The organism is Amycolatopsis echigonensis (genome assembly GCF_014174495.1).
GTDB lineage: Bacteria > Actinomycetota > Actinomycetes > Mycobacteriales > Pseudonocardiaceae > Amycolatopsis > Amycolatopsis echigonensis.
In genome coordinates this window covers 1-12,058 of the sequence record NZ_JACJHR010000048.1, presented here as the reverse complement: position 1 = coordinate 12,058, position 12,058 = coordinate 1, and the positions used below count along the sequence as shown (strand labels likewise).

Below are 12,058 nucleotides of genomic sequence, written 5' to 3'. Positions count from 1 at the left end.
GCAGCTCGCTCTCCAGCTGCTGCACCTTATTCGCCATCTCCTGCGGCCCAGCGCCGGCCAGACTGATCCATCCGGACTTGTCCACGCCGAACAGCCTCGTTGCGCCGACGCTTCCCGCGACTGTCCCGGACCGCGATGTACAGCCGCCCAAAGTACGTATGCGGCTTATCAAGCCACTGCAGCACCTGCTTAGCGTCTCGAATACTCGGACTCGTCCGTCCGGACGGCTGTGAAGAATCCAGGTAATCGACCGTTCCGCGGAGAAATTCGTTGTACGCGGTGGTGGCGCGGTCCGCGGCCTTCGAGTATTCGGTCGTGACGGTGTCTGAACCCGGCTGGCCGAGCTGCGCGAACTGAAGTGCGATGGTCCGGGCCTTCGCGTACTCGTTGTCCAAGCTGTCCTCGAGCTGCCGGATGACCTTGTCCATCGCCTCCGGGTTGAATTCCCAGCCGCCGTTGGACGCAGCCGCCGCGAAGTCCGCCTTGGCCTGACCCGACCCGAGTGCTCCGAAATTCGGCGGAGGCGGCGGTTGAGGCGGCGGCACCGCCGCGTTGCCTCCCCGCACGGGCCGCGGTTCCTGGGTGCAGCCTACCCTCTGTTCTTGATCAGCTTCGCCGCGTGACCATAGCAGGCACGAACCGCCCAAGAAGGTGCTTATCGGAAGATCGTCCGGACAAGTGGATCACTTCGGTAGCCAACCACGCGCGTTCAGTAGCCACCGCGAAGGACGGTCGCGCACTACTCCACCAGGCCCCTTGCTCATCCGCCCTTGATCCGATTCCCTGAGGGCCGAACGATCGTGGGGAGAAGGGGCTCGTGCCGACCGATACGACCTTGCCGCCGCTTGATCCGTTTGCCGGGGTTCCCGACAAGCGGTACGAGGTGAAAGCCGCGGACCTGCTGAAACCTGGCAGCAGCGGCCTCCTGCGCTGGAGACGGCAGGCCACCAACGCGCCGATCGTGCAGGTCGAGGACGCCTACATCACCGGCACGCTCGATCTTCGCGCCGCTGACCTCAATTTTCTCTTCCAATTCGAACGCTGCCGGTTCGAGCATCCGCCGGACGTGCGCGAGGCGACTCTTCTCGGGCTCGTTTTCCGGAAATGCTGGTTACCCGGACTACGGGCACGCAATTTGCGCAGCCGGAATGACGTCCGGTTGATTCGCAGCGTTATCGAAGTGGCCGCGGACTCGTTCGAGCTCGAGACCACGACCGTGCAGCGCGGGGATGATCGCGAGCGCGGGATGCCGAACGCCGCGGTCAACCTCACCGACGCGGTGATCGACGGGTCGGTCGTGCTCACGAGGACCACGATCAGCCATCCGCACGGGAAGGCGATTCAGGGCGACCGGCTGGTGATCACCGGTGCCCTGCTGGCCTATCGCACGGTCGCGAAGGGCGAAGTACGGCTGCCGGGCATGCGGACCGGCGGTAACGTCAACTTCTCCGGCGCTACGTTCGACAACCCGGATGGCTTCGCGTTCAACGGGAACGGGTTGCACATCGGCGGCAGTCTGCTGTGCGAGGTCGACAACTACGGACCGGCCAGTGAGCGGAAAAGGTTCTCCGCCAAGGGAGTCCTCTACCTCCCCAGCGCCACTGTGGACAGTGACATCGTCATGCGCGAAGCGCGGCTTCAGGTCGACCAGCGCGGGCCGATCGCCGTGGACGCCTGGAAATCCGGCGATCCGTACCTCGATCCGCGGCCGGCGTTGGTCGCGGACCGGCTGAAGGTCGACGGCAATCTCGAGTTGTCCGACGGGCTCCGGGCGTTCGGCACGCTCCGCATGGTCAACGCGCGCATCGGCGGGTCGCTTAGGCTCGCCGGCGCGGAGATCACCATGGTGCGCGGCCGCGCGACGCCGTATTACGACCGGGCGCTGCACCTCGACGGGTCCACGATCGGCGGCGACATCGAGGCGACCAACCTTCGCGTGCCGGTCGGGCAGTTGAGGCTCGCGGACGTCACGGTCGGCGGCAACTTCCTCGCCTGGAACTCGATGTTCCTCCACCCGGGCCGGGACGCGTTTTCCGCGCGGAGAGCCAAAATCTCCGGAAACTTCCAGCTGACCGACGCCACGCTGCAGGGCACGCTCCGGCTCCAGGGCGCGGAAATCGGCGGCAGCGTGAACATGTTCGGCACGTTGCTGACCGAGCCGGGTCAACGGAAATCAAGCAGCTTCTCCCTCGACATCCGCACTGCGCGGATCGGGCGTGACTTGGTGCTGACCGAGGACAAAGACCGGCCGTTCCTGGCTGAGGGCGGCGTAAACCTCGATGGCGCGCAGATCGCGCGCAGGCTGGACATGAACGGCGCGAAGCTGGGATCCCTTCCCCCGCACGGGATCGCGCTCGACGCCAGTGATGTCACGGCGGACGAATTCGTGCTGTCTCCCGCGGAACCGCCGACTGGGTCGGTACGGCTGCGCAGGGCGCATTGCGGTGCGCTGGACGACAACGAGGAGATCTGGAACGCCACCGACGGCCTCGAACTCGAGGATTTCCGTTATGACGCCTTGAAACACGGCATCGCGCTCGACGACGACAAAGCGCTGGACCACCGGATCGAGCTGCTCCGGAAGGCAATGCGCGGTTACCGCCCTGGCCCGTACGACCAGCTCGCCGCGACCCTGCGCGCAGCCGGAAACGAAGAGCACGCCTCGACGGTCGCTCTGAGAAAGCAGCAGTTCCGCTACGAAGCACTCGCCAAGGGCTTCAAGTTCTTTGGCCCCGGCGTCCGCGTCTGGAGCTGGCTGCAGCGATCGATGGTCGGCTACGGCTTCCGTCCGGTGCGCGCGCTCGGCTGGCTGTTGACGCTGCTGGTGCTCGGCAGCCTGTGGTTCGGGCTCGGCAAGGACGACTGCGTCAACGACCACACCGGCCGCTATATGACGAGCGGTCCGCGCTGCCTGGTCAACCAGCAGGACTCCGGCCTCCAGTGGAACCCGGTCATCTACACCGCCGACCTGCTGGTGCCGATCGTCGACTTCGGCAACAAGTCGCGCTGGTACATGCACGGGGCGGACAACTGGGTGGCGGCCGGGTTCACCGCGTCCGGCTGGATCCTCGCGACGACCGTCGCGGCGGGCGTGAGCCGGATGCTGCGCCGGGAGTCCTGATCGCATACTCTGGGTATGTGAATCCTGATGCGACGGGGCAGATCGAGGTCAGCGCCGCTCCGGCGAAGGTGTACGCGCTGGTCAGCGACCCCGGCGCGCTGGCGGGGGCGGCCACCGAGTACTGCGGCCACCGCTGGCTCGGCGGTGCGACCGCCCCGGCGGTGGGTGCGAAATTTCGCGGCCGCAATCGCCGTGGCGTGCGGCGTTGGTCGACTACCACGGTGATCACGGCCGCGGACGAGGGACGCCGATTCGCCTTCGACGTCAAGCTCGGGCCGATCCCGGTCTCTCGCTGGGAGTACCTGATCGAACCCGCCGGCGACGGCTGCGTGGTCACCGAGAGCATGTGGGACCGGCGGCCCGGCTGGTTCACGCCGTTGACCGTGGTGGCCACCGGGGTCAAGGACCGTTCGGCGACCAACCGCGTCAACATCGAGGAGACGCTCGCGCGGATCAAGAGCGCCGCCGAGTAGCACTCACTCCACGAACCGCGACCAGAACTCCACGACCCGGACGTTCGCCGGTTGCTCCCCGAGCGGCTCCCCGCCGAACTCGTGCCGCAGGTAGCTGCGCAGGTCCCAGCCGTAATAGACCACATCGGTCTGATACACCGACAGCACCGGATACCCGGATTCCCCGGCCGCCGCGGGCAGATACCGGTGCCCGCACACCGGCACCAGTTGCGGCACCGTCGCCAGGTGCCGTCGCGCGACCGCCAGCGCGTTGCACATCGACCGCGGCCGGTTGCCCCATTCGGGAAGCCACAGGTCGTTGTTCTCGACGTCGTACAGGACACCGTCGACGGGCCAGTCCAGGCGTTTGCGCAGCTGGTCCGGGTCGCCGTGGCGCCAGTCCGGCCAGCGGTCGCCGACCGGCACGCCCGCGGTGAGGAAAATCCGGTGGTCTTCGGAAAACGTGAACCCGAACTGGTCTTCGACGTCGCTCAGTTCGGCGGGCGTGAGGCCAGGCCGCAAGGGCTCGCCGAGATTCTGCTGCAGGACGCGGGCCTCCTCCACGGTGAAGGCTCCGGCCGGCTGAACGTGTGTCATGCCCGAAGCGTACGGAGCGCCAGGCCGCGTCCGCGCGTCCTTTTTCGCTGGAATGGGCTCCCTCGCCGGGGTGAGGTTCTTCTCTCCAGCCGTGGTTGACGGAACACTGCGTGACCGGATGTAGTTCACTCTCCCCGTGACTTCCTCACCGCAAGCCCGGCAAGCCCGCGTGCGCGCGCCCGAGCTGACCGGCGACGTCTGGCTCAACACCGGCGGTCGCCGGCTGTCCCTGGCGCAGCTGCGCGGACGCGTGGTGCTGCTGGACTTCTGGACCAGCGGCTGCATCAACTGTCTCCACGTGCTGGACGAACTGCGTCCCCTGGAACAGGAATTCGCCGACGTCCTGGTCACCGTCGGGGTGCACTCGCCGAAGTTCAGCCACGAGGGCGAGCGCACGTCGATCGAGGCCGCGGTGCGCCGGTACGAGGTGCAGCATCCGGTGGTCAACGACCCGAAGATGGAGCTGTGGTCGCAGTACGCCGTGCGGGCCTGGCCGACGCTGGTCGTCGTGGACCCTGAGGGCTACGTCGTGCACGTCGCGGCCGGCGAAGGCCACGGGGAAGCGCTACGCCGCGTGATCGCCGACCTCGTCGCCAAGCACGAGGCGAAGGGCACGCTCCGGCGCGGCGGCAACCCGTACGTGCCGGTCGAGGAGCAGCGCACGGAACTGCGTTTCCCCAGCAAGGCCGTGGTCACCGCGGGCGGGCGGATTCTGGTGGCGGACACCGGACATCACTCGATCGTCGAGTTCGCTTCGGATGGCGAGACGGTCATCCGCCGCTTCGGCAGCGGCGTGCGCGGGACGCAGGACGGGCCGTTCGACCTGGCCCAGTTCGCCGAACCGTCCGGAATCGCCTTGCTGCCCAACGAAGTCGCGCAGCGCGTCGGCTACCACGCCGTGGTCGCGGACACCTCCGGACACCGCCTGCGCGGCCTCGACCTCAACACCGGCGAGGTGAAAACCATTGCCGGCACCGGAAAACAGTGGCGCGACGGCACCGACACCGGCAAGGCCCTGGACATCGACCTCACCAGCCCGTGGGACGTCACCTGGTGGGCGCCCGCGGGCGGCGTGGTGGTCGCGATGGCCGGAAACCACACGCTGAGCGTGTTCGACCCGGTCTCCGGCGACATCCGCCGGTTCGCCGGCACCACCGTCGAGGGCCTGCGCGACGGCGACGCGCACGAAGCGTTCTTCGCGCAGCCGTCCGGATTCGCCGTGGACGGCCAGAAACTGTGGTTCGTCGACGCGGAAACCTCTGCCCTGCGCTGGATCGAACCGGCGGGCGAGTCGTTCACCGTGCACACCGCGGTCGGCACGGACCTGTTCACCTTCGGGCACGCGGACGGCCCGTCCGACCAGGCGCTGCTGCAGCATCCGCTCGGCCTCGCCGTGCTGCCCGACGGCCGGGTCGCGATCGCCGACACCTACAACGGTGCGATCCGCCGCTACGACCCGTTCACCCGCGACGTCACGACGCTCGCGACCGGGTTCGCCGAACCGCAGGGCCTGGTGCGCCACGACGGCGAGCTGTACGTCGTGGAGTCGGCCGGCAACCGGGTTACCCCGCTCGGGGGCAATGGCCAGGCGACCGCCGTCGCGGGCAGGCGGCAAGCCGTGCAGCGCCCGCCGACGGTGCTCGCTCCCGGCGAGGTCGAGTTCTCCGTCGTTTTCACGCCGCCGCCGGGCGAAAAGCTCGACGAGCGCTACGGACCTTCGACGCGGCTGGAGATCACCGCGTCGCCGCCGGAACTGCTCGCCGACGGAGCCGGGGTCGGCACCGACCTGGTGCGGCGGATCACGTTCGCCGCGGGCGCGACCGAAGGGGTCCTGCAGGTCGTGGCACAGGCCGCGAGCTGCGACGACGGCGGCGAGCACCCGGCGTGCCGGATCACCCGGCAGGACTGGGGCGTCCCGGTGCGGTTCGAGGACGGAGGAGGGAAGGCGCTGAGCCTGATGATGGCGGGCGAGCCCAAGGCCCCGGCAACCGGTCAGTAGCATGGCGGGCGTGCCGGACACGCCGAAGCTCGAGATCCAGATGCTGCACGACCGCGTTCTCGTGCGGTTGTCGCAGGAGGAAGGCGAGCGCCGCAGCAGCGGTGGCATCGTGATTCCCGCCACCGCGCAAGTCGCGCGCAGGCTGCTGTGGGGTGATGTACTGGGTGTCGGCAACAGCGTGCGGAACGTCAAGCAGGGAGACCGGGTGCTCTTCAACCCGGAGGACCAGCTCGAGGTCGAGATCCAGGGCGAAGGCCATCTGGTGATGCGAGAGCGCGACATCCACGCGGTGGCCACGGAGCGGACCGAACACGGCACGGGGCTGTACCTGTAGCTCCCGTACCAGGGGAGGCAGGCGTTGCGTGAGGAAGACCGTTCGTCGGCGTCTTTCGCCGACGACCTGCTGAGCGACGAGCTGCTGAACGATCCCGCCCTGGTCAGCGAGCCGGATCTGGCCACGGAAATCTTCGCGGTGGCCGACGCGCCTCCGCCGCCGGACACGCCTTTCCGCCGCTTCCGCAAACGCGTCGGCCGCACGTTCATGATCGTCGGCTGTCTGCTCGGGCTGTTCGTGCTGCTCTACAGCATCGACCTGATGACCAGCGCCGGCGACGTCCCGCGCGGCGTGCGGGTGGCCGGGATCGACGTCGGCGGCCTTTCCTACGCCGAGGCCGAAGCCAAGCTGCACACCGAACTCCAGCCGCGGCTGACCCGTCCGGTGCCGGTCCACGCCGGCGACGTCACCGCGACGCTCGTGCCCGCGGATTCCGGGCTCGGCCTCGACTGGCCGGGCACGCTCGCCCAGGCCGGACACCAGCCGTGGAGCCCGGTCACGCGGCTGCTGTCGTTCTTCACCACCCGCGAGGTGGGCGTCGTGACGCGCAGCGACCAGCTCGAGGTGGCCGACGCGGTCAAGCAGCTCGCCGGAAAGCAGCTCAACCATCCGCTGGTCGAGGGCAGCATCGGGTTCACGCCGAAGGGCTCGGACGGCGTGACCGCGTATGCGGTCGAGCCACGGCAGGGCCAGCAGCTGACCGACGTCCAAGCCGCGGTGCAATCCGTCGTGGCGGACTGGCTTTCGCCTCGCGGGGTGACGCTGAAGATGGCGGTGACGCCGCCCCAAACCACTTCCGCCGACGTGCACCGGTTGCTGGACACCGTGGTCGCGCCCGCGGTCGCCGCTCCGGTCGTGCTGCACGGACAGGGCAAGGACAGCACGTTGGAGCCGTCCGCGATCGCGTCGTCGTTCCAGTTCCAGCCCAACGGAGGCGGCGGTCTCGAACTGCGGATCGATCAGGAGAAGCTGCGCGCGGCCGTCCAGCCGGATCTGGCGTCCACCGAGGCGGACAGCAAGGACGCGCAGATCAGTCTCGACTCCGGCGTACCGACCGTCACGCCGTCCGAGGACGGGCGAAAGATCAACTGGGCCACCACTTTCAAGTCCCTCACCGACGTGCTCGCGAAGCCGGCCGGCCGCGATCTGCCGGTCGCCTACGACCAGAAGCATCCGACGCTGACCACCGACGGCGCGAATGCGCTGGGCGTCAAGGAGGTCATGGGCGAGTACACGACCGGCGGGCTCAGCGGTCCGGCCGCGGCGAACGTCGCCACGCTCGCCGGACGCATCAACGGCGTCCTCGTGAAACCGGGAGACTCGTTCAGCCTCAACGACCATCGGGGTGACGGCTACGCGTCCGCGCCGGTTGACGAAGACGGCACCGGCCCGGCGGTGACCGGCGGCGGACTGTCGCAGCTTTCGTCCACTTTGTACAACGCGGCCTACCTGGCCGGCCTCGGCGACGGCGGCCACGCGACGCACGACCACTTCATCAACCGCTACCCGGCGGGCCGCGACGCGGTGGCGGTGGACAGCTCGGGCAACGCCGTGGATCTCAAGCTGGCCAACACCGATCCGACCGGGTTCGTGATCCAGGCGAGCGTCAGCGGCGACTCGGTGACGGTGAAGATCTGGGGTACCAAGCACTATCGCGTCGAAGGCCGCAGCGGCGCGCCGTCGAACCAGGTGCCGCCGCCGGTGCAGGTCGGGCCTGGTCCGGACGGTCAGTGTCACGCCTCGCCGGGCGCGTCCGGGTTCACCGTCAGCGACACGCGGGTGTTCTACGACCTGGCCAGCGGCGGCGAGGTCCGCGAGGAAAGCCGCAGCACGACGTACTCGCCGCAGCCGATCGTCATTTGCTGAGCCGTGCCGGGGCTTGCGCCCGCCAGGACTCAGTGAGCAGTTCCCGCAGCTGCTGCGGATCGACGCGGTCGAGGTGCACGAGAATCGAGCCGTGGCCGTCGTAATGCGGCGTGGTGAAGAAGGCCGGATCGCCCGACGCGAGCAGCGCGGCTTTCTCGTCCAGACCGACGAACAGCACCAGCCCGCCTTCGGCCTCGGTGCGCAGCCGCGCGTACCCCTTGCCCGCCACCTTCAGCGCGGGCGTGCGGTACCAGGTCGCCACCTCGGTTTCCGGCAGCTCCGCCTGTGCCCACGCGGTGACGTCGTCCCAGGTCATCGTCATGCCGCCCATCGTGCCCTGCTTGTCCGCACGCGGTCTTGGAGAAACGAGAGGAGCCCTCGCCTGGTGGACGAGGGCTCCTCGGCGGTGCTGAGTTACTGAGCTACTGACTTACGGAGTCGCGGTGATCCGGTCCGCGGGCGGCGGAGCGATGCCCGGGTGCGCGCCGAGATACGCGATGAACGCGTCCAGGTCCACCGGCCCGCCCGTGAGGTCGGTGCCCTTGGTGAACTCGGTGAACCCGTCGCCGCCGGCGGCGAGGAAGTTGTTCACCGACACCCGGTACTTGGCGGCCGGGTCGACCGGCGTGCCGTTGACCGTGATGTTCGATACCCGGGAGCCGATCGGCGCGGACGCCGAGTACGCGTAGTGCAGGCTCTTCGAGATCTGCAGGATCTTGGTGCCGCCGGTCTGGCCCCACTGCTGTTCCAGCACGTTCTTCAGGTTCGCGCCGGTGAGCGTGATCGTCTGCATGATGTTCGAGAACGGCTGGACGCTGAACGCCTCGCCGTAGGTGACGACGCCGTCGCCTTCCCCGGCCGGCGACGACTTGTACGTCAGGTCGGCGCGGATGCCGCCCGGGTTCGTCATCGCGATCACGGCGTTGTTGGACTTGGTCGCTTCGAGCTGGCCGTCGGCGATCACGTCGCCGAGCGGCGATTCGCCGGACGGCCCGCCCGCCGCGGGCAGGTCCGCGGTGATGGTGCCAACCTGCTTGTTCGCGATCGGCGCGGCCTTCGTCCTGGCCTCGTCGACCAGCTTCGTCACGGCCGGGTCCGGCGTGACGTCGCGGGTGACGATTTCGTTGTGCGCCTTGGTCTGCGACCGGATCACGTCACGCGTGCGGCGGTCGATCTTCAGGTCCACGACCGACAGCAGACGGCCGAAGGACGCGCCCTGGATCACCGGCCGCGGCTGGCCGGCCGGGTCGTTGATCACGCAGTTGTACTGCTGGTGGCTGTGCGCGGTGAAGATCGCGTCGACCTTCGGCGTCACGTTCTTCGCGATGGTCGAGGCTTCGCCGTTCGGCTGCACCTTGCAGTCGTTCGGACCGGCGCCGGGCAGCGCTTCGTCGCCCTGGTGCAGCAGCACGACCTGGGCCTTCACCCCGAGCCGGTCGAGGATGTCCGCGGTGCGGTTGATCGCCTCGACCTCGTCGCCGAACTTGAGGCCCTTGATGGCTTCCGGCGTCACGACCGACGGCAGGTCCTTGAGCGTCGCGCCGATGACGCCGACCGGAACGCCGCCGGAGAACTGGATGCTGAACGGCAGCAGCGCGGGCAGGCCGTTGTCGAAGTACACATTGGACCCGAGCAGCGGGAAACGCGCGCCGTCGTAGGTCTTGCGGAACTGGCAGCCGTCGGTCTTGTTGCAGCCGCCGAACTGCATGCGCAGCAGTTCCTGGTAGCCCTCGTCGAACTCGTGGTTGCCCACCACGGAAGCCTTCACGCCGAGTTCGTTGAGGAAGTCCATGGTCGGCTCGTCGTGGAACAGCGCCGAGATCACCGGCGACGCGCCGATGTTGTCGCCCGAGGACAGCACCATCGAATTGCGCGCCTGCGCCTCGAGCTGCTTGACGTGCGTCGCCAGGTAGGCCGCGCCGCCCGCGTCCACCTTGGTCCCGTCCGAGAGCGTGATCCGGCCGCTCGATCCGGACGGCGGTTCGAGGTTCCCGTGCAGATCGTTGAGCGCGATGATCCGGACGTCAGTGGTCTGTGCGGCCTCGGCTGGCGCGCTCGTGACGGCCACAGTGGCCAAAGCGGCCGCGGCGGTGGCCGCGAGCCGGGTGAAGAGCTTCATTTTTCCTCCGGTGTTCGCGCCCGCCTGACCCCTGATGCGGACGCCCGGCGAAGCAGTCTGCCCAAATCGGACGATCCTGACCAGGGCAGAACGGCTAGTACGGGAGGAAATTTTCGGTAACGTTCGGCCGCGCCTCGCCGATTTGTGCGGTGAGTGCCGAGGGAGGCAAATGGAACTGCAACTCGTCGTGCTGGTGCTCGGCGTGGTCCTTTTGCTGATCGGCGGCACCGTCTTCGCGGCCTGGCGCTCGGAGCGGGTGGACCGGGACGACGAACCGCCTTCGGGCGACGGCTGACCGATCGGTCGGCGGCTGCTCGGCCATCTGGCCGATCCGTGGTCCAGACCCTCCGGCTCTTCGACCGAAGTGCTCGAGCGGCAAGATCAATAGCGTTCCTGGCATGACGAACGCACAGGTCACCGCCCTGCAGTACGGGTTCATCGGGTTCCTCGCCGTCTGGGCGACGATCCTGATCCCGCAGCTCGTGCTCCAGTTCGCGCGGCACGGCCGCCTGCGGCCGCGCAGCCTGGCGACCACGGCGGCGGTCCTGTTCTACGCGTGCATGGCGCTGGCGGTCGTCTTCCTGCCGCTGCCCGGCCCGAACAGCAGGCGGCTGGAGCAGACCGTGCAGCTGGAGCCGTTCCAGTGGATCGCGGACATCCACACCGAGCTGGTGAAACACGGCCTCCCGGCGGCGGACTGGTTCACCACGCAGACGTTCCAGCAGGCCGCGATGAACGTGCTCCTGTTCGTCCCGCTCGGTTTCTTCGCCCGGGTCCTGTGGCGGCGGGGCCTGGTGGGCGCGCTGGCGATCGGCTTCGCGGCCTCACTGGCCGTCGAGATCACCCAGCTCACCGCGAACTTCGGGACCGCGCCGTTCGTCTACCGGATTTTCGACGTCGACGACCTCATGACCAACACCTTCGGGTCCGGTCTCGGCTGGCTGGCCGGGGCGCTGCTGCTCGCTCTCCGGCCGATCTCTTCAACCCTCCGCGTGGAGCCTGCCCGGAGCGAGCGGATCGACCTCGCCCAGACGCGCTAACCGGGCTCGTCTCGCGATCGCGGCTTGGCGCGCCGCGCGGCGGTCTTCCAGGATCACGATCAGCGAAGCTATGGCGATGATCAGTGCTACCAGGCCGAGCACTAGCCACAGTTGCATGTGCTCTCCTCATCGACGCCGTTGTGCGAGAGATCACACAGGCTACCGACCGGGGCGCCGAGTTGGCTACCCCGCGTCCGAAGGTCGTGCGGAGAACCAATCCCGGTCAGCGGTGACCCAGCGCTCGAACCTCAGCCCGGCCTGCTCGAGCGCGGGTTCAAGGGAGAAGTTTTCGCAGGTGAAGGGCTGTTTCCAGGTTCGGTCGCCGAGGGAGTAGACGACGGTGGCGGAGAGCCGGTCGCCGTCGCGGCGCACGCCTTCAAGAGCGATGCGCACCTCGCCCAGCCGACCGCCGGAACCGTCCGCGACCTGGTCGAACCAGGCGGGCGGATGCCATTCCACCAGCAGCTGCCCGTCAGACGTCAGATGCCGCCGCGCGGCCGTCAGCAGCGCCTGCCGATCAGATCGGAAGA

Annotated in this window: 11 protein-coding genes and 1 pseudogene; 7 read left to right on the top strand and 5 right to left on the bottom strand. The window is 68.4% G+C overall.

Annotation, left to right across the window (positions count from 1 at the left end; genetic code table 11):
• Positions 1-26 precede the first annotated feature (26 nt).
• Positions 27-428 carry a hypothetical protein gene (locus H5411_RS47875; RefSeq protein ID WP_246369372.1) on the bottom strand — a complete coding sequence of 134 codons (402 nt, stop codon included), beginning with the start codon at positions 426-428 and terminating at the stop codon, positions 27-29.
• A gap of 389 nt (positions 429-817) precedes the next feature.
• Between H5411_RS47875 and H5411_RS28560 the strand changes: the two genes are divergently transcribed.
• Together H5411_RS28560 and H5411_RS28555 are read left to right on the top strand one after the other, a co-directional pair.
• Positions 818-3,121, top strand: a complete 2,304-nt coding sequence (locus tag H5411_RS28560) for an oxidoreductase (protein WP_183125622.1) — start codon at positions 818-820, stop codon at positions 3,119-3,121.
• 17 nt (positions 3,122-3,138) lie between these two features.
• Positions 3,139-3,594, top strand: coding sequence for an SRPBCC family protein (locus tag H5411_RS28555; RefSeq protein ID WP_101436830.1), 456 nt, complete (start codon positions 3,139-3,141; stop codon positions 3,592-3,594).
• Positions 3,595-3,597: 3 nt separating this feature from the next.
• On the opposite strand, the gene H5411_RS28550 is transcribed toward H5411_RS28555, so the two are convergent.
• Entirely contained in the window at positions 3,598-4,170 is a 573-nt protein-coding gene (locus H5411_RS28550; protein ID WP_183125621.1) for a hypothetical protein, read from the bottom strand.
• A 169-nt stretch (positions 4,171-4,339) separates the two neighbouring features.
• On the opposite strand from H5411_RS28550, the gene H5411_RS28545 reads away from it, so the two are divergent.
• The 3 genes from H5411_RS28545 to H5411_RS28535 are packed head-to-tail and all read left to right on the top strand — an operon-like array spanning position 4,340 to position 8,369.
• A complete protein-coding gene (locus H5411_RS28545) occupies positions 4,340-6,169 on the top strand; it encodes a thioredoxin-like domain-containing protein (RefSeq protein ID WP_183125652.1) in 1,830 nt (609 codons plus the stop codon).
• A 1-nt stretch (position 6,170) separates the two neighbouring features.
• Positions 6,171-6,503 carry a GroES family chaperonin gene (locus H5411_RS28540; protein WP_101436833.1) on the top strand — a complete coding sequence of 111 codons (333 nt, stop codon included), beginning with the start codon at positions 6,171-6,173 and terminating at the stop codon, positions 6,501-6,503.
• A gap of 24 nt (positions 6,504-6,527) precedes the next feature.
• On the top strand, positions 6,528-8,369 hold the full coding sequence (locus H5411_RS28535; protein ID WP_183125620.1) for a VanW family protein: 1,842 nt from the start codon (positions 6,528-6,530) through the stop codon (positions 8,367-8,369).
• On the opposite strand, the gene H5411_RS28530 is transcribed toward H5411_RS28535, so the two are convergent.
• Positions 8,359-8,700 (bottom strand): MmcQ/YjbR family DNA-binding protein, encoded by a 342-nt coding sequence (locus tag H5411_RS28530; RefSeq protein ID WP_376772240.1) that lies wholly within the window; start codon positions 8,698-8,700, stop codon positions 8,359-8,361. The genes H5411_RS28535 and H5411_RS28530 overlap by 11 nt on opposite strands.
• Before the next feature lie 99 nt (positions 8,701-8,799).
• Positions 8,800-10,488, bottom strand: coding sequence for a bifunctional metallophosphatase/5'-nucleotidase (locus H5411_RS28525; protein ID WP_183125618.1), 1,689 nt, complete (start codon positions 10,486-10,488; stop codon positions 8,800-8,802).
• Positions 10,489-10,657: 169 nt separating this feature from the next.
• Between H5411_RS28525 and H5411_RS48575 the strand changes: the two genes are divergently transcribed.
• Positions 10,658-10,783, top strand: coding sequence for a hypothetical protein (locus H5411_RS48575; protein ID WP_281377412.1), 126 nt, complete (start codon positions 10,658-10,660; stop codon positions 10,781-10,783).
• Between the two features lie 103 nt (positions 10,784-10,886).
• On the top strand, positions 10,887-11,528 hold the full coding sequence (locus H5411_RS28520; RefSeq protein WP_183125617.1) for a VanZ family protein: 642 nt from the start codon (positions 10,887-10,889) through the stop codon (positions 11,526-11,528).
• 183 nt (positions 11,529-11,711) lie between these two features.
• Here H5411_RS28520 and H5411_RS28515 read toward each other — a convergent pair.
• Positions 11,712-12,058, bottom strand: a pseudogene (locus H5411_RS28515) (class I SAM-dependent methyltransferase); the annotation flags it as partial.

Coding starts and splice junctions, on each gene's coding strand:
- H5411_RS28520 (WP_183125617.1), top strand. CDS start 10,887: ATGACGAACGCACAGGTCACCGCCCTGCAGTACGGGTTCATCGGGTTC.
- H5411_RS28550 (WP_183125621.1), bottom strand. CDS start 4,170: ATGACACACGTTCAGCCGGCCGGAGCCTTCACCGTGGAGGAGGCCCGC.
- H5411_RS28540 (WP_101436833.1), top strand. CDS start 6,171: ATGGCGGGCGTGCCGGACACGCCGAAGCTCGAGATCCAGATGCTGCAC.
- H5411_RS48575 (WP_281377412.1), top strand. CDS start 10,658: ATGGAACTGCAACTCGTCGTGCTGGTGCTCGGCGTGGTCCTTTTGCTG.
- H5411_RS28525 (WP_183125618.1), bottom strand. CDS start 10,488: ATGAAGCTCTTCACCCGGCTCGCGGCCACCGCCGCGGCCGCTTTGGCC.
- H5411_RS47875 (WP_246369372.1), bottom strand. CDS start 428: ATGGACAAGGTCATCCGGCAGCTCGAGGACAGCTTGGACAACGAGTAC.
- H5411_RS28530 (WP_376772240.1), bottom strand. CDS start 8,700: ATGGGCGGCATGACGATGACCTGGGACGACGTCACCGCGTGGGCACAG.